Source organism: Tautonia plasticadhaerens, from assembly GCF_007752535.1.
Lineage (GTDB): Bacteria > Planctomycetota > Planctomycetia > Isosphaerales > Isosphaeraceae > Tautonia > Tautonia plasticadhaerens.
On record NZ_CP036426.1, the window covers coordinates 4,986,848 to 5,004,212 of the forward strand.

General features: G+C 71.2%; 12 protein-coding genes and 3 pseudogenes. 9 read left to right on the plus strand and 6 right to left on the minus strand.

All coding sequences use genetic code 11. The features are described from left to right. Positions 1-93 precede the first annotated feature (93 nt). The 7 genes from ElP_RS19920 to ElP_RS19950 all read left to right on the plus strand — a co-directional run bounded on the left by ElP_RS19920 (position 94) and on the right by ElP_RS19950 (position 5,629). Positions 94-942 carry an ABC transporter permease gene (locus ElP_RS19920; RefSeq protein ID WP_145272261.1) on the plus strand — a complete coding sequence of 283 codons (849 nt, stop codon included), beginning with the start codon at positions 94-96 and terminating at the stop codon, positions 940-942. A gap of 116 nt (positions 943-1,058) precedes the next feature. Beyond that, entirely contained in the window at positions 1,059-2,003 is a 945-nt protein-coding gene (gene rfaD, locus ElP_RS19925; RefSeq protein WP_145272263.1) for an ADP-glyceromanno-heptose 6-epimerase, read from the plus strand. 102 nt (positions 2,004-2,105) lie between these two features. Further along, positions 2,106-3,554, plus strand: a complete 1,449-nt coding sequence (rfaE2, locus tag ElP_RS19930; RefSeq protein ID WP_197446192.1) for a D-glycero-beta-D-manno-heptose 1-phosphate adenylyltransferase — start codon at positions 2,106-2,108, stop codon at positions 3,552-3,554. A gap of 106 nt (positions 3,555-3,660) precedes the next feature. Further along, entirely contained in the window at positions 3,661-4,095 is a 435-nt protein-coding gene (locus ElP_RS19935; protein ID WP_197446193.1) for a winged helix-turn-helix domain-containing protein, read from the plus strand. A gap of 57 nt (positions 4,096-4,152) precedes the next feature. Further along, positions 4,153-4,422, plus strand: a complete 270-nt coding sequence (locus ElP_RS19940) for a transposase (RefSeq protein WP_197446194.1) — start codon at positions 4,153-4,155, stop codon at positions 4,420-4,422. Positions 4,423-4,449: 27 nt separating this feature from the next. After that, positions 4,450-4,698, plus strand: a complete 249-nt coding sequence (locus ElP_RS19945; RefSeq protein WP_145272270.1) for a hypothetical protein — start codon at positions 4,450-4,452, stop codon at positions 4,696-4,698. Between the two features lie 116 nt (positions 4,699-4,814). Further along, positions 4,815-5,629, plus strand: a protein-coding gene (locus ElP_RS19950) for an IS5 family transposase (protein ID WP_390834707.1) whose coding sequence is annotated in 2 segments (ribosomal slippage) — positions 4,815-5,511 and positions 5,511-5,629 — 816 coding nt in all. Because the reading frame shifts where the segments join, the coding sequence is not laid out codon by codon here. 118 nt (positions 5,630-5,747) lie between these two features. Here ElP_RS19950 and ElP_RS39815 read toward each other — a convergent pair. From ElP_RS39815 to ElP_RS19970, 4 genes and pseudogenes are all read right to left on the minus strand, one after another. Continuing rightward, positions 5,748-5,942, minus strand: a pseudogene (locus ElP_RS39815) (IS701 family transposase); the annotation flags it as partial. 65 nt (positions 5,943-6,007) lie between these two features. Further along, the gene (locus ElP_RS19960) at positions 6,008-8,125 is read right to left on the minus strand and encodes a recombinase family protein (RefSeq protein ID WP_145267375.1); all 2,118 of its coding nucleotides are present in this window, start codon (positions 8,123-8,125) and stop codon (positions 6,008-6,010) included. A 312-nt stretch (positions 8,126-8,437) separates the two neighbouring features. After that, a pseudogene (locus tag ElP_RS19965) lies at positions 8,438-9,532 on the minus strand (IS701 family transposase); the annotation flags it as partial. A 77-nt stretch (positions 9,533-9,609) separates the two neighbouring features. Continuing rightward, positions 9,610-10,414, minus strand: a protein-coding gene (locus tag ElP_RS19970) for an IS5 family transposase (protein ID WP_145278577.1) whose coding sequence is annotated in 2 segments (ribosomal slippage) — positions 9,610-10,099 and positions 10,098-10,414 — 807 coding nt in all. Because the reading frame shifts where the segments join, the coding sequence is not laid out codon by codon here. A 208-nt stretch (positions 10,415-10,622) separates the two neighbouring features. On the opposite strand from ElP_RS19970, the gene ElP_RS19975 reads away from it, so the two are divergent. Both ElP_RS19975 and ElP_RS41620 read left to right on the plus strand, forming a co-directional pair. Then, positions 10,623-11,804, plus strand: a complete 1,182-nt coding sequence (locus ElP_RS19975) for an IS110 family RNA-guided transposase (RefSeq protein ID WP_145272274.1) — start codon at positions 10,623-10,625, stop codon at positions 11,802-11,804. 660 nt (positions 11,805-12,464) lie between these two features. Further along, positions 12,465-13,650, plus strand: a pseudogene (locus ElP_RS41620) (IS256 family transposase). Positions 13,651-14,221: 571 nt separating this feature from the next. On the opposite strand, the gene ElP_RS19985 reads toward ElP_RS41620, so the two are convergent. After that, complete coding sequence (locus ElP_RS19985; protein ID WP_145272276.1) at positions 14,222-15,508, minus strand: glycosyltransferase; 1,287 nt, start codon at positions 15,506-15,508, stop codon at positions 14,222-14,224. 506 nt (positions 15,509-16,014) lie between these two features. Beyond that, the gene (locus ElP_RS19990) at positions 16,015-17,286 is read right to left on the minus strand and encodes an IS701 family transposase (protein WP_145267817.1); all 1,272 of its coding nucleotides are present in this window, start codon (positions 17,284-17,286) and stop codon (positions 16,015-16,017) included. Positions 17,287-17,365: the final 79 nt, after the last annotated feature.

Below are 17,365 nucleotides of genomic sequence, written 5' to 3' on the forward strand. Positions count from 1 at the left end.
GGGCATGCCGCGGTCGACCGCCCCCGACGAGCTCGACCCCCTGCCCGAGGAACTGAAGGAGGGCGCTCGGCTCCCGGGCGACCCGATCAACTGATGAGCACCAACGCCTCCCGACCCCTCGCCGAGACCGTCATCGAGCCGCGTACCGGCTGGCGGCTCGTCGACCTCTCGGAGCTGCGCGACTACGGGGATCTGCTCTGGTTCCTGGTCTACCGGAACCTGAAGGGGCGCTACGTCCAGTCGTCGCTGGGGCTGGGATGGGTGGTGATCCAGCCGGTGGTGACCCTGATGATCTTCACCCTGGTCTTCGGCCGGGTGGTGAAGATCCAGCCGCCGGGCGGGACCCCGTTCTCGGTATTCGTCTTCATCGGGCTGGTGAGCTGGCAGTTCTTCTCCGGGGCGATGACTTCCGCCGGGGCGAGCATCCATGGCGAGTCCTCGGTCGTCTCCAAGGTCTACTTCCCCCGGCTGATCCTGCCGCTGTCGGTGGTCCTCAGCCGGCTCGTCGACCTTATGGTCTCGCTGGTCCTGCTGCTGGTCCTGATGGCCCTCAACGGCCTGGTCCCGCCTCCCAGGGCGCTTCTGATCGTCCCGATGCTGGTCATCCTCGTGACCTGCCTCGCCCTGGGCATGGGGCTCTGGCTCTCCGCCCTGGCGGTGCAGTATCGAGACGTCGCCTACTCGATGGGCTTCATGGCACAGATCTGGATGTACCTCAGCCCGATCTTCTATTCCCCCGAGATGATCCCGGAGCGGTTCCGCCTGATCTTCGGCCTCAACCCCATGGTCGGCATCATCACCGGCCTGAGGTCGGGCCTGGTGGACTATCCGCCCTTCCCCTGGGCACTGGTGGCCCAGTCGGTCGCGATCACTGCGGTCGTTCTGGTCAGCGGGGCGCTCTACTTCCGCCGCTCGGAGCGCCTGTTCGCCGACGTCGTCTGAACGCCGCCGAGGCCTCCCGCGCCGAGCGTCCGGCTCCGATCCGAGCCGAGAGGACCTCTCGGGGGACGTGACGGTCCCGGTCGGCCCCCGTCCCCCCCTTCCCCGGATCCCTCGCCATGTACATCGTCACGGGCGCCGCCGGCTTCATCGGCTCCAACGTCGTCCACGCGTTGAACCTTCGAGGCGTCTCGGACGTGATCGCCGTCGACAACCTCCAGCTCGGCGACAAGTTCCGCAACCTCAAGGATTGCCAGGTCGCCGACTACCTGGACGTCTCCGAGTTCCGGGACCGGATCCGTTCCGGAGACGACTTCGGCGGCGGCGTCCGGGCCGTGCTCCACCAGGGGGCCTGCGCCGACACCACCGAGTCGGACGGCCGCTACATGATGGATAACAATTTCACCTTCTCCAAGGAGCTGCTCCGCTGGTCGACCGGCCAGGGCGCGGCCCTCGTCTACGCCTCCAGCGCCTCGGTCTACGGCGCCGGGGGCGTCTGCCGGGAGGAGGCGGAGTGCGAGGACCCGCTGAACGTCTACGCCTACTCCAAGCTCCTGTTCGACCGCTACGTCCAGCGCGCCCGATCGACCTTGAAGACCACGGTCGTCGGCCTCCGGTACTTCAACGTCTACGGCCCGAGGGAGGGGTTCAAGGGCAGGATGGCTTCGATGGTCCACCAGCTCCACCATCAGGTCGCCCGGGACGGCGTCGCCCGGCTGTTCGAGGGGACCGACGGCTACGGCCCCGGTGAGCAACGCCGGGATTTCGTCTTCGTCGGCGACGTGGCCAGGGTCAACCTCTTCTTCGCCGACGGCCCCCCCCGGGTGGGCGTCTTTAATGTCGGCACCGGGGAGGCCCGGAGCTTCAACGACATCGTCACCGTGCTGATCGAGCACCTCGGCCGGGGCCGGGTGGAGTACATCCCCTTCCCCGACTCCCTGCGCGGCAAGTACCAGTCGTTCACCCAGGCGGACTTGACCCAATTGCGGGAAATCGGGTACGAGGAACCCTTCACCTCGCTCGAGGAGGGGATCCGGCGGCTCATCGACGCCTCCGGGGCCTGATCGGGGCGGGGAATTCGTCGCCGAATGGACTCGCGACGATTCGGAGATCGGAAACCCGGCAGGCCCGGGCCGGTCCCCCGACCACCGGCAGGAGGCGAGCCCGTGTTCACCTGGTCGAACGTCCGGGCCCTGGTCATCGGCGACGTGATGCTGGACCGCTACCTCGAAGGAGAGGTCAACCGCATCTCCCCCGAGGCCCCAGTCCCCGTAGTCCGCCTGGCCCGGGAGTGGTACCGCCCCGGCGGGGCCGGGAACGTCGCCGCCTCGCTCGCGGGCCTGGGATGCCGGACGATGCTGGCCGGAGCCTCCGGGGCCGACCCCGAGTCCGATCGCCTCCGCCAGGCCCTGCTCGACTCCGGTGTGTCGCACTGCGTCCTCGCCGAGCGGCCCGGCAGCCGGACCATCTGCAAGACCCGGGTCGTCTCCCAGGGCCACCACCAGCTCCTCCGGCTCGACCAGGACGGCGCCCGGGACGAATATCGCGCCGCCGGGACCGACCTGAAGGACCGGCTCGCCGCACTTCTGGCCGATCAGGACGTGGTCGTCCTCTCCGACTACGACAAGGGCACCCTGACCCCCTCGCTGGTCCGGGCCGCAATCGACGCCTGCCGGGAGCGGTCGATCCCCTGCGTCGTCGACCCCAAGCAACTGGACTTCCGCGCCTATGCCGGGGCCACCCTGCTGACCCCGAACCTGCTGGAGGCCCGACGCGCCGCCGCCCGCCCCCTGGACGACGACGACGCCGTCGCCGAGGCCGCCGCCGAGCTTCGGGGACGGCTCGACCTGGACCACATGCTCATCACCCGGGGGGCCGACGGCATGACGCTCGCCACGTCGAGCGGCCTGCACCACTTCCCGGCCGAGGTCCGGGAGGTGGCCGACGTGACCGGCGCCGGCGACACGGTGGCCGCCGTGCTCGCCGCCTGCCTGGGGGGCGGGCTCGGGGTCGAGGACGCCTGCCGGGCGGCCAGCGTGGCGGCGGGGATCGCCGTCGGGCACCCGGGCTGCTACGTCGTGCAGGGGGACGAGCTGGACTGGGCCCTCCGGGGGCATTCCCCCAAGGTCCGATCCCCCGAGGCCGCCCGACGCTGGGCACTCGATCAGCGTCGGGCCGGTCGGGCCGTCGTCTTCACCAACGGTTGTTTCGACATCCTCCACGCCGGGCACCTCTCCTGCCTGGAGGCCGCCCGGAAGCTGGGAGACGCCCTGGTCGTCGGCCTGAACTCCGACGCCTCCGTCCGGGGCCTGAAGGGACCGACCCGCCCGGTCGTCGGCCAGGACCACCGCGCCGCCCTGCTCGCCGGCCTCTCCTGCGTCGACGCCGTCGTCCTCTTCGACGGCCCCACCCCCGAGGACCTGATCCGCCAGATCGAGCCCGACGTCCTTGTCAAGGGCGGCGACTACTCGATCGATGGCATCGTCGGAGCCGACCTCGTCCGGGCCCAAGGCGGCCGGGTTGCCACCATCCCCCTCGTCCCCGGCCTGAGCACCACCTCCATCTTCGCCGCCTCCCGGGACGCCGAGTCCCGCCGCCACTCGAACTCCGCGTGACCTGGGCCGCTCCGGGTCCCGACGAGCAGCCGCAATCGTGTCGATTCCCCTACTGACACCACCACGGCGAACTGAACGGTCGGGCGGCGATGTTCGTAGTATGGGCATGAGACCCATCGGGACCGCCGAAGAACTCGAACGCCGTCGTCGCAGGGCCGTGGAGCTGGTCAAGTGGGGGGAGTCGCCCTCCAAGGTCGCCTACTTCTTGGGTTGCGGTCGCTCCTCGGTCTACACCTGGCTCAAAGCCGAGCGGGAGGCCCCCGAGACGCTGGCCGCCAGGCCGCATCCCGGCCCGCCGCCCCGGCTCTCCGACGAGCAGATCGGGGAGTTGGAGGGCCTGCTCCTGAAGGGGTCCAGGGCCCACGGCTGGCCCAACGACCTCTGGAGCGCCCACCGGGTCGCCGAGGTCATCCGCCGCCATTTCGGCGTCAGCTACCACGTCGAGCACGTCCGCAAGCTGATCCGGCGGCGGCCGAGCTGGAGCAGCCAGAGGCCGCAGAAGAAGGCCCGGCAGCGGAACGAGGCGAAGACCACCAACTGAAGGGCCAAGGAGCTGCCACGGATCATCCGGGAGGCCGACGCCCGCAAGGCGCACCTGGTGTTCCTCGACGAGTCGGGCTTCCAGCTCTCGCCGGTGGTGCGCCGCACTTACGCCCCGAGGGGCAAGACGCCGATCGTCGAGGCGTGGCACCGCAAGGGGCTCATCTCGGCCATCAGCGCCGTGACCGTCAGCCCGGTGCAACGTCGGCCCAACCTGTACTTCCGCCTGCTGCCGGACAATGCCAACGCCCATGGCAGGGACACGACGGCCTTCCTGGCCCAGCTGCGGGGCGAGCTTCGAAACCCGATGTCGGTCCTCTGGGACTAGAGCAAGATCCACGAGCGATTGTCGGTGGTGAAGGAGTACCTGACGAGGCACCCGGAGATCCTCACCGAGGACTTCCCCGGCTACGCCCCCGAGGCCAATCCCGACGAGGGGGCCTGGGGCTGGACGAAGTACCACCGGCTGCCGAACTACGCCCCCGAGGACACGGCGGACCTTCGGTCCCACCTGTGGGCGGAGTTGTCGTTGTTGCGGGAGCGGTGTGATCTGCTCGCCTCCTTCATCCGGCACGCCGAGATACCCATCCCGCTCCGATTGTAGGGCCCGTCTCGTTTGCCGTGCTGGTGTTAGTAAAAGCCCTAACAGAGTTAGCCAACGAGGCTCGTGGTATGCGACCGATGCGGGCATCGATCCGTCGTCCGCTCGGAGCCCTCGCCATGGCCAAGCCGCTCTTGCCCGACGCTTCGTGGGACCGCATCCGGCCGCTGCCGCCGCCGCCGGAGCCCAAGCGACCCGACCGACCGGGGCGGAAGCGGCTCCACGACCGCCGCTGCCTCGTCGGCATCTTGCTCGTCCTCAGGACGGGCATCCCCCGGGAGGACCAGCCGATGGAGATGGGCTGCGGCTCGGGCATGGCCTGCTGGCGGCACCTGGGGTACTGGACACGATGCGGCGTCTGGCGCCGGCTGCACGAGCTGCTGCTGGCCGAGCTGGAGTACGCCGGGCAGATCGACTGGGAGCGCGCCGCCGTCGACAGCGCCTCGCTGCGTGCCCGCGGCGGGGGCGAGGCGACCGGCCCGAGCCCGGTGGGCCGCCGCAAGAAGGGGAGCAAGCACTTCGCCGTCGTCGACGGGGGCGGCAAGCCGCTGGCGACGCGGACCACCGCGGCGAACCGGCCGGACGTCTCGGAGTTGAAGGGGTCGGTGGACGCGGTACCGCCGGTGCGCGGCAAGCGGGGCCGGCCGCGGCGGCGGCCCGACGCGATGGACGCCGATCGCGGCTCCGACTCGAAGGCCCACCGACGGGGCCTGCCTCGGCGCGGGCTCACGCCGCGGTTCGCCCGGCGCGGCACGCCGCACGGCAGCGGTCTGGGCGAGGTCCGCTGGGTGGTGGAGCGGACGTTGTCCTGGTTGTTCACTTCGGCCGCCTTAGCGTGAGGAGAGACCGCTCGGCGGGGGTCCACCAGGGGTTCGTCGACCTGGCGGCCTCGATCATCTGCTTCAGGCAGCTACCCGAAGGTCAACTCTGTTAGTACTACTCCGTTAGTATCTGGGGTGGCGAATCGGTGAGCCCCCGACAGTAGGGGCAATCATGCCGGCAGATCGGGGCCAGCAGCCGCTGCAACGCCCGCCGGATCGACGGCAGCGTGATCACCGGACCTCGGCGCCCCCCTCTTTGCCCGGCCGGGATCGCTCCCGACGGGCTCGTCGCTGTTCCGATGCCAGGAAGCCGTAGGCCAGCATCACCAGGCAGGCGTGGTGGTGGAAGCCCCGCCAGGAGCGGCCCTCGAAGTGATCCAGGCCCAACTCCTCCTTCATCTGCTGGTAGCCCTGCTCGATGTTCCAGCCATAATGCCCTCCAAGAGCGCGATGGGGCGGCCCGGCTCGCCCTGAGCCGGGCCGCCCTCACTCTACCGTCCCGGGCGCGGCCTCGGTCTGGTCAGTTCGGCAAGCCGCCCCTTGTTCGCCCACGTCCGCGGCAGCCGGCGGAGCTCGCGCAGCCGCCGCAGCTCGGACCCGTCGGCCCAGATCACGTGGTGGCCCTGGGCGTCGCGATGCGCCGTCAACCACCCGACCCGCACCCATCGCCGCACCGTGTCTCGCGACACCCCCAGCCGACGCGCCAGCGACGACGGCCGGTATTCGTCGCGGCCGAGGCCGGCCGGGCTGCCGAAGGGCGTGCGGGCCAGCCCCAGGTGCCAGAGCAGCCGTTGCACCATCCCCCGCGTGAACCGCTCGGCCCGCTTCGGGGGACGGAACCCCTCGACGTTGAGCCGCTCGGCCATCGCCGCCGGGCTGAGCCGCTCGGCGCGCCATCCCCGCAGTCGCTCGACCAGTCGGGGGTAGTCGGCCAGGAGGTCGTACCGCTTCACCGGCCGGGACATGGCGTGCGACTCGGTCATGCCGCCGGACCAGTGGAGCGTCACATCGACCCGCTCGCTCGCCTTGTCCACGGTGACGGACACGTGGTCAATCAGGAGTCGGGCGATCCGCTGCCGCTCGGCGGGCGTCGTCGTCGTCGCCTGCCACACCGCCGGCAAGTCGCCGGCCAGCGACCGGATCGTCCGCTCGTCGTCCGGTGAGAGCCGACCGGGGGCCGACCCCCGCCACCGCTCGTGCTCGTCCTCGAGGCGCCGCTGCGCCCTCAACGCCTCCTCCCAGCGCCGCTCCAACTCGCGGCCGACCAGGCGATTCTCCGGCTCGCAGGCCTGGTACTGCCGGGCCGCGCGGTCGGCCTCGCAGCCGGCGCGTTCGAGGCGGAGCCGCCAGTGCCGGGCCAGCTCGGACCGCTCGCGCTCGACCTCGGCCACCGCCGCCAAGCTCGCCTCCAGCGCCGCCGGCTCCACCGCCGCCAGGACCCGGCCGGCGACCAGCCCGTCGAGCGCCGGCCCGGAGAGGCTCTGGCAGATCGGCTCGGCGTGGTCGGCCGCCCCGCGGGCACAGGTGTAGCTGTACCGGCCCGTCGCCCCCGAGTACCGCACGAGCATCCGCCGGCCGCACCGCCCGCACCGCAGGAGTCCGGCCAGCAGCGAGGCCCCCTGCCGCGGCGCGCCGGGGCGGTCCCGGCGGGCCCGGTTGGCCTCCAGCCGCTCCTGGTTGTCACAGAACCGCTCCCAGGTGATGTAGGCCGGCAGCCGGTCGCGGATCAGCACCAGGCACTCCTCCGGGCGGCGGACCAGCTTGCCGGTGTCGGGCCGCCCGGGCCGCTTGCGCCGCGGGTCGACCTCCCGGTGGCCGAACCGGTAGGCACCGGCGTAGGCCGGGTGGTGCAGGACGTTCGACAGCGTCGGGCGGTTCGGCCGCCGCCACTCCAACCCGCCGCGGTTGGGGCCGTGGCGGGGTCGGATCGGGATGCGGACCCCGTGGTGGACCAGGTAGCGGAGCAGGCCGTGCAGGGTACCCTCGCGGTCGAACCGGTCGAAGATCAGCCGCACGGTCGCCTGGACCTGCTCGTCGGGGTCGATCGCCCACTCGCCCGAGGCGAGGCGTACGTAGCCCAGCGGCGGGGAGCCCATCGGCTCGCCCCGGCGGGCCTTGTTGAGCCGGCCCTGGCACATCCGCTCCTTGATGACATGAAGTTCTGCCTCGTTCAACATGCCGTGCAGGCCCAGCAGGAGCCTGTCGTTGTGGTCGGCCGGGTCGTAGACGGCGTCGGCGTCGGCCAGGAGCACGCGGAAGCGGGCGCAGAGCTCGAGCAGCTGGTGCCAGTCGCGGTTGGACCGGGCCAGCCGGCTCATCTCCAGGCCGAGGATCAGCCCGACGTTGTCGAGCGCCACCTCGGCCAGCAGCCGCTGGAACCCGGGCCGGCCCTCGATCGACTGGCCGCTCTTGCCCAGGTCGTCGTCGATCGTGGTGACGCGGTCCCGTGGCCACCCGAGGGCGACGGCGCGGTCGGCCAGGGCGTACTGCCGGTCGGTGGACTCGCGGTGGTCGAGCACCTGCTGGGGTGTGGATTGGCGGACGTAGACGAAGGCCGCCCGGTCGAGATGCCAGGGCCGGAGCTTGGGCGAGCGGGTTGCGTCACTCATGGCCGGCCTCCTCGCTTCGGGTGGCCGCCAGGAGCCTGGCGAGGAGTTGGCCGAGCAGGTCGCGGAGCTGTCGCTGCCGGTCGGCCGGCAGGCGGGCCCAGATCGTCGGTGCGACCGTCGGCGGTGGGCAGGGCGCCGTCGTCAGGCGCGGGGGGGAGCGTTGTGACGGGGGGCGACGGACATGCGATGTCTCCCGATGCCGAGGTCAGGTGATGTCGGCACCACGCCGCCAGCTCAAGCAGCGCGGCGGCGCTGATCGTAACCGCCGCCGGGGGTGCTGCACCACCGGTCGCTTGAGGTGCAGTCTGCTTGGCACGTCTCCACCGGCCAGCGGCTCTTCCAGAGCCGCACCGCCTTGATCCGGCTAGTCCGTGGCGGCAAGTTGCTGACGGCATACTTGATCTTCCCGTCGGCCTGCTCCTCGATCAACAACCGCACCGGCTCTGCCCCGACGCACTCGCCGGTGGCCCAGCCGGACGCCGGCCAGACCCGAAGCCAGGCGAAGCGACCCGACAGCTTGCCCTTGGTCCCCTCACGCCACGTCCCCTTGTGCCGCGGCGTCCTCGCGGCCAATTCCTTCAAGTTCATCGGCCGCGGCGCGCCCTCGGCCAGGCGATGCCGCTTGCGCGGTCGGCCGCCCGTGCCGGCCTTCGGCTCCTCCCAACTCGGCGGCGCGGTGAAGCCGACCAGCTCGTCGGTGACCCCGACGATGTACCGCAGCCGCCGCTGCTCCAGGCCGTCGCGGAAGTCGCCCGAGACGCCGTAGCCGGCGTCGGCCACGACGAAGCGGCCCGGCAGGCCCTCGGCACGCACCCGGTCGAGCAACTCCAGGGCGATCTGCCCCTTGCTCAGCGGGCGGCGTTCGGGCTCGGGTACGCCGGCCTCGTCGAGCCGCTCCTCGTCGCCCAGCCAGCGTCCCGGCAGGTAGAGCCGCATCGCCAGCGGGCAGTGGCCCTCGGGGCTGACGTAGCGGACCGAGGGGGCCACCTGGCAGTTGGCCCGCTTGCCCAACGCGCCGCAATACTGCCGCTGGACCCCGACGGAGTGCTTGCCCTGCTCGGGGAAGCTGGTGTCGTCGAAGACGAAGATGCCCCTCGGCGAGGCGAAGGCCTCGGCCATGACGGCGCGATGGCGCCTCCAGACATCCCGCTCGTCCCAGGCGGCCTGGTTGACGAACTGCTGCAGGGCCTGCTCGGGGTCGGCGACGTCCAGGCCGGCGGGCAGGGCGACGCGTCGGGAGAGGGGCTCGATGCTCTTGCGTTCGCCGTCGATGAGCAGGCCGTGGAGATAGACGTGGGCCCAGGCGGCCTGCCGGGCGCGGGCGAAGTCGGGCCGGAACCGGGCGGCGTAGGCGTCGAGGCGTTGCAGGACGTCGGGGGGAAGTTCGGGGGTGTAGGTCTTGCTCATACCTCACGGTACGAACAAACCGCCTCGATCGTTCCGTAGAACCCAACGGAGTAGTATTAGTAACTATATTAATAGCGTCATGCGGCCCTGATCCGGTGGAGCCTCCGGTACCAGAGCAAGCCGCAGGCCGGTTGGATCAGGCCGAGGGAGTTCTCCTCATGCTCGTCGTAGCGGACCAGCAGCCCCCGACACTTCGACAGCCAGGCCAGCGCCCGCTCCACCACCCAGCGGCGGGCCTTCCGCCGGCCCGGCCGCCGCTCCGGGCGGGGTCCGCCACGGGCCGGACGGATGTGGGGGACATACCCATGCCCCTCGGCCACCCCACGAGCCGGTCCGTTGTCATACCCGGCGTCCAGGCACAGGTGCTGCTCGACCTGCTCGGGGTCGGGCCGCTCGGTCACCACCGCACGGATCGTCGCCTCCAGCAGCGTGAAGTCCGGGGCGTTGGCCCCGGCGATGACCACGCCCAGCGGCCCGCCGTCGCCCTCGACCAGCAGGCCCTGCTTGGTCCCCGGCTTGGCCCGGTCGGTCGGGTCGGGGCCCGTCTGTTTCCCCCCCGAACCGGGCCTTGCCCGGCCGCCCGTCGGCCGCCTGCCACCGCCATTGGACCTCGCCCAGCTCGTCGCACTCCTCGACCAGCAGGGCCCGGATCCGCTCGAAGACGCCGTGGCGGCACCGCCGCTGGGACCAGCGGTGCACCGGGCTGTCGTCGCCATACTCCCTGGGCAGCGTGTGCCACTGGCAGCCGCTGCGGGGGCGGGAGATGATGCCGTCGAAGGCCGCCCGCCAGTCGATCCGGCCCCGGCCGCCGTGCTCCTCGGGCGGCGGCGGGGCGTCTTCGAGCAGGATCGGCTCGATCCGCTCCCAGAGGGCGTCGGGCACCTCCCAGATGGTCTCCAGCGGCTTGACCCCTCGACTCTTCCGTCCCATGGCTGCGTCTCCTGAGGTGATCGCCCCGCCCCCTCAAGGTACGCAGCCGGTTCGGGTTAGATACTATGCCCGGAGCGAGCCGGGCGAGTTGCTGTGAGCCGCCGACATGGCAAGCTCCAGGAGGGGGGTTAGCAGGTCCCTCGGATACGGAGTCTTTACCATGCCAGCGACCCACGACCGCGATCATAGCACGGCCTCCACCCCGACGCTCTACCTGGCCTTCGAGCTGGGCTGGACCACCTGGAAGCTCGCCTTCGCCGACGCACCGGCCCGCGCCCCGCGTCAGGTCACCATCCCGGCCCGCGACACCGACGCCCTCCGGCGTGAGATCGCCCGGGCCCGCCGACGCCTCGGCCTGCCCGACGACGCGCCGGTCCGCTCGGTCTTCGAGGCCGGCCGCGATGGCTTCTGGCTGCATCGCTACCTGATCCACCACGGCCACGAGAACCTCGTCGTCGACCCGGCCAGCATCGAGGTCAACCGCCGCGCCCGCCGCGCCAAGAGCGACGGCCTGGACGTCGTCAAGCTGCTGGCCATGCTCCAGCGGCACCACGGCGGCGAGCGCGGGCTGTGGGCCGTGGTGAACGTCCCCGCGCCCGAGGACGAGGACCGCCGCGCCCCGCAGCGCGAGCTGATGGCCCTGAAGGCCGAGCGGACCGAGCACTCCAACCGGATCAAGGGGCTGCTGGCCCACCTCGGCCTGGCGTTCGTCGTCGACGGCCGCCTGCCCGAGCGGCTGGCCGCCCTGCGGCAGTGGGACGGCCGCCCGGTGCCCGAGCACACGGCGGCGCGGCTGCTCCGCGAGTTCGAGCGATGGAAGCTCGTCGACGCCCAGGTCCGCGACCGCGAGAACGCCCAGCGGCGGGCCGTCCGCGACGACGCGGCGCCGCACGTCGAGCAGGTCCGCCGGCTGATGGACCTCAAGGGGGTCGGTCCGGTGGGGGCCTGGCTGCTGGTGCAGGAGATCTTCGGGTGGCGTCGGATCAAGAACCGCCGCGAGTTGGCCAGCCTGGTGGGCCTGGTGCCGACGCCGTACCAGAGCGGCTCGTCGCACCGCGAGCAGGGCATCAGCAAGGCGGGCAACCGGCGGGTGCGGTGGATGCTGGTGGAACTGGCCTGGATGTGGCTCCAGTACCAGCCGCGGAGCGCGCTGAGCCGGTGGTATCACGAGCGGTTCGGCTCGGGCAACGCGCGGGCGCGGAAGGTGGGGATCGTGGCCCTGGCGCGCAAGCTGTTGGTGGCGTTCTGGAAGTACCTGGAGTTCGGCGAGGCGCCGGAGGGGGCGGAGATGGTGCCCTGGAGGAAGAAGCTCAACGGCCGGCTGCCGGCGGGTACGGGCTGAGGGCGAGGGCGAGGGCGAGGGCGAGAATTATGCTGACCCTCTCACACGATCAAATCTGAGGGCCTGAGCGCGAGCCAGTGAGCGGCCGTCGGCGGGCGGGGCGACCGGGACAGACGCCGGGCCCCCGGTGAGGGGGCCGTGGGTTAGAGGGGATCGCCCCGCTCACCGGCTGGGAGTCGTCGGCGACGAACGTAGTAATGGGTGCCCCGGAGGCCGAGGCCGCCGGGCACGGAGAGAAGGTCGTGCCGGCAATCTGCCGCACGTCGCGACGCCAGCCACCCGCCGAGAGGTCGCTTGAGGTCCGGGATTGGGACCAGGAGATCGGGACGGGGAGGGCGGTCGAGGTCGAAGGATCGGGAGGAGGCCGGTCGCCGGGACGAAGGGCGGGGCCGGCAGCGATCACGGTCCGTCACGGGCTGAGGTGCGTGGAGAGATCGGTCTTGAGGCTTGACGTCGGCACCTTCATAGAAGGTTCTGAGATAGATTCCTAGGTGGGAGAGTCCGTAGAAGGAATGCCGAAACGCCCTCTGACGAATGTCGGATAGTGCATCCTGGTTTCTGGAAATCCCCCGCCCGCCTGGGCGAGGGCTCGGCTTGAAGCGGCGGGTCACCGCCGGTCCCCCCGGAAAGTGCCGACCGACCCCAGGGAGACCGCCGCCGATGACCCACCAGGATCAACCTGCCGCCATCGACGAGGTCATGGAACTGCTGGCCGAGCATGGCTCCGACGGCCTGGCCCAGGCCATCGGCGTCCTGCGCGACGAGCTCATGGAGCGGGAGCGGACCCAGGCCCTCGGGGCCGCCCCCCACCGGCGATCCGAGGCACGCAAGGGCTCCGCCAACGGCTCCAAGCCCGAGACGCGGCACACCCCGATGGGGCCGATCGCCGTCCGGGTGCCGCAGGCCCGAGGCCTCGACCCCTATGCCTCGGCGTTGGAGAGGGGCGTCCGCAGCGAGCGGGCGTCGAAGCCGGCCGTCGCCGAGAGGGACGGGCCGGGCGTCTCGACCGGCAAGGGGGCCGCCATCGCCGAGCGGCCCCGCGGGTCGGAGGTCACCGGCAGTCAGGTCAGCCGGGCCGCCGGGGCCCTCGACGAGGGACCGGAGGGGTGGCGGGGCCGCCCGCCGGGGGAGACGCCGTACCCGATCCCGGATGCCCGCGGCGAGGAGGTCCGCCTCGGCGGCTCGATCGTCTCGTGTGCGGTGCTGAATCGTCTCGTGTGCGGTGCTGACGGCCATCGGCATCGATCCCGGGGGCCGGCGGTCGATCCCCGGGGTCGGCGTCTCGATGGCGGAGGCGGAGGTCCACTGGCGGGGCTTCCCGGCCTCGCTGCAGGCCCGTGGGCCGCACGGGGTCGAGATGCCCGCCGGCGACGCCCACGCCGGCCGGGAGCAGGCCCTGGCCGCCCGGCTGACCGGCGTGCCGCGGCGGCGGGGCCAGTCCCCCCCGGCGGAGGACGCCCCGGCCTACGTGCCGAGGCCGTCGCTGCCGCCGGAGGTCGCCGCCGGCCCGCGGGCGGTCTTCGACGCCCCGGATCGCGGCGAGGCCGAGCGGCGACTGGGCCTGGCGGCGAGGAGGTGCCGGGCCGTGGCCCCGAAGCCGGCCGAGTGGCTGGAGCAGGACGTGCCGGAGGGGCTGACCATCTTCACGCTGCCGCCGGGCCGCCGGCGGCGGCTGCGGACGAGCGACATGCCGGAGCGGCTGAACGAGGAGGTGAGCCGGCGGACGCAGGTGGCGGGGTTGACCCCGAACGAGGGATCAGTCCTGCGGCTGGTCAGTGCGGTGTTGATGGGGGTCAGCGAGGGCTGGGAGACAGGGCGGAGACGTTTGGCGACGGGACCGGGGTGACCTGTCCGCCTTCAGGCCGGGAATTTACAGAAAGGGGGTTGCACGATCTTGCGGGACAGGCGAATCGACCCAAAGCAAACAACAAAGCCCACTTGGGATTGCTCCCAAGTGGGCTTTGAGTGGAGGCGGCGGGAAGAAAGTCGAATCGCCATTTCTGTTGCCAGCAAAGGACTTGCGGAAAGGCGTCTCCGGCTTATCGGCCACCCGATCGGTCATCCGAGCCCTATCGGACACCTGGCCAGATGTCGGCCCGGATCGAGTGCCGGACGGACAGTCTCGGGACGCAGGTTGAGTTCTCGAAGAATCCACTACTCGTCCTGCGATGATCTTGTTGCGACCCAAGCTCAACCCCGCTCCGCCCCTTTCCCAATTTCACTTCCCCATCCCCGATCAGCCCCCTCCGAGCCCCTTCCATTTCCGCCCCCAGCCCCCGTCGGTCGTCGCCCCTAGGGCCGGCCGAGAGGAGATTGGGAGGACTGTAAGTGGGAGCGTGGGGGCGTGGATTGGGTTCGGAGGTATGCAAGGGTGGAAGAGCATGCATGGCGGCTGACGGAGCGGCGGCGTCCCTGCGTCACGCTAGAAGTTCGGAAGACCCGACCTCATGCCTCGTCTGGGAGGTCAGCCGCTCGATGACCTCCACCGCCCTCCCGACTCCGTCCTCCGAACGCATCCGCTCCCCGAGCCGCTGCGCTCTCGTCCTCATCTCCATGTCTCCGGTCGCCTGGCGGATCGCCCCGGCGAGTCGATCCGCCGTCAGCCGCTTCTGCGGGATCGGCTCGGGTCCGACGCCGACGCCCGAGACGACCCGGCCCCAGTACGGCTGGTCCCCGAAGAACGGGCAGATCCCCGTCGGCCTGCCCGCCCCCAGCCCCGCCGCCGTGGTCCCCGCCCCGCCATGGTGGACGACCGCCGCCGTCCGGGGGAAGAGCCAGTCGTGCGGCACAGAGTCAACGACCAGGATGTCGTCGGACGCCTCGACGCCCCCGAGCCCGCCCCAGCCCGTCGCCAGGATGCCACGCTGCCCAGACCGCCCCAGCGCCTCGACGACCAGGCGGGTGACCTCCTCGGGGCACTGGCTCGCCATGCTCCCGAAACCGACGTAGACCGGTGGCGGGCCAGACTCCAGGAACGATGCGAGTTCCGACGGCGGCTCGTACCCAGACTCCTCCAGGGACCAGAAGCCGTTGACGTGGACCGACTCGGGCCAGTCGTCCGGCGGCTCGATCACGCTCGGGGAGAAGGCATAGAGTACCGGGATCGGCTCGCCATCCCGACGAAGCTCGTCCTCGAAGCGAGAACGTGGCGGGAGCCCCAGGACCTCCTGTCGCCAGCGGTTGATGACCCCAAGGAACGGCAGCGTCATGAAGCGGGTCAGCGAGTAGCTGAGGCGGTTGAGGGACCCTCCCAGGCTGCGGGCCGGCAGGATCGGGTTGGGGAAGCTGCGGGTGGGCACCAGCATCGGCAGGTACAGTCCCACGAAGGCCGGGATGCCCAGGGCCATGGCGATATCCCGACCCCCGATCGACTTCGGGTGGTAGATGAGGCACTCCGAGCCCCGGCATGCCTCCCAGGCGTCGTCGAGGATGCGGCGGACCAGCGGCGGGATGGTCGTCCGCATCGCCCGGAGGGTCTCCAGCGGGCTTCCCCGGAGGATCGCCTTGCCCTGGTCCGACTTCACCAGTTCGAGGAAGTCGGCACGCAGCGGGGCGTAGGCGAGTCCGTGTTGGACGACGAAGCCCTCGAAGTCCGTGCCGGTGGCGACTGTGACCTCGTGCCCGGCTCGCTTCAGGCCGACTGCCAGGGCGACGAAGGGCCTCAAGTCGCCCATCGTGCCGACCGTAAGGATCGTGATCTTCATGCGATCGTCCGCTCCGGGGTGCTCCTGGGTTGTCCGGCGGATCGAGGGCCGTGCAATTCGAGTCGTTCGAGGGTCGAATGGGTTCAACCTGGATGATCGGGGCTCGGTGATGACCGGCTGAGCGGAGCGATGACCGACCCGGAGAGGTCGATGAGCGGCAGGGCGTGTCGGCATCCAGAAGTGGCCTCATCCTCGCCACCAACCCCATGCTGCTCGATCTGCTCGGCTACACCGATGATGACTACGCCGGCAGGTCCTCGTTCGACATCGGGGACCTCGCTCCACCCTGTCCCAGTCTGGGCGCAGGAGACAGGGGACTCGACCTGACCGGCCGGCAGAAGGGCGGGGACGAGTGATTATCGGAACACCCCGAGGAAAAGGAGCTTAGTACTACTCCGTTAGTTGCTCGGGAGGTGGGTCGACGAGTCCCCGGCAGTAGGGGCAGTCGTGCCGGCAGATCGGGGCCAGCAGGCGTTGCAGGGCCCGGCGGATCGACGGCAGCGTGATCACCGGACCTCGGCGCCCCCCCTTTTGCCCGGCCGGGGTCGACCCCGGCGGGCTCGCCGCTGCTCGAGTGCCAGGAAGCCGTAGGCCAGCATCACCAGGCAGGCGTGGTGGTGGAACCCGCGCCAGGAGCGGCCCTCGAAGTGGTCCAGCCCGAGTTCCTCCTTCATCTGCTGGTAGCCCTGCTCCACCGGCCAGCGGCTCCGCCACAGCCGCACTGCCCGCAGGCGGCTGGTGCCCGCCGGCAGGTCGCTGAAGGCGTACTTGAGCTTGCCGTCGGCCTGCTCCTCGATCAGCAGCCAGAGCGGCTCCTCGCCGGCACAGTCGCCGGTGGCCCAGCCGTGCCCCGGCCAGACCCGCAGCCAGGCGAAGCGGCCCGACATCGGGCCCTTCGTCCCTTCGCGCCAGGTGACCTTCCGCCGCGGCGTCCGCGAGGCCAGCTCCCTCAGGCTGACCGGCCGGGGGGATCCCTCGGCCAGGCGGGGCCGCTTCTGCGGGCGGCCGCCCGTCGCGGCCGTCGGCTCGATCCACCGGGGCTCCTCGGTGAAGACCACCAACTCGTCGGTGACGCCGACGATATAGTGCAGGCCACGCTCGGCCAGGCCGGCGCGGGACGGCCCGGAGACGCCGTAGCCGGCGTCGGCCAGCACCAGCTGCCCCGGCAGCCCCTCGCCACGGACCCGGTCCAGCAGCTCCAAGGCGATCTGCCCCTTGGTCAGCATCCGCCGCTCCGGCTCGGGCACGCCCGCCCGGTCGAGGCGCGCCTCGTCCCCCAGCCAGCTCTCCGGCAGGTACAGCCGCAGGTCGAGCGGGCAGTGCCCCTTCGGGCTGACGTAGTGCACCGAGACGGCGCACTGGCAGTTGGCCTTCTTGCCCAGCGCGCCGCAGTGCTGACGCTGCACCCCGACGGAGTGCTTGCCCTGCTTGGGGAAGGTCGTGTCGTCGATGACGAAGATGCCGGCCGGGTCGGCGAAGCACTCGGCCATGACGGCCCTGTAGCGCTTCCAGGCCGCCTGCTCGTCCCAGGGGCTCTGGCTGACGAACTGCTGCAGCGCCTGCTCGGGGTCCTTGACGGCCAGCTCGGGCGGCAGGGGGACGCGTCGGGAGAGCGGCTCGATGCTCTTGCGCTCGCCGTCGGTGATCAGGCCGCGGAGATAGACCGGGCACCAGCGGGCGGGCCGATCGAGGGCGAAGGCGTCGCGGAAGCGGGCGGCGTAGGCGTCGAGGCGTGAGAGGGCCTCGGGGTCGAGTTCGGGGGTGTAGGTCTTGCTCATACCACCTGGTACGAACAAGACCCCGGGGCTGGTTCGTAGTGGCTAACGGAGTAGTATTAAAAGCGATGTTGATAACCTA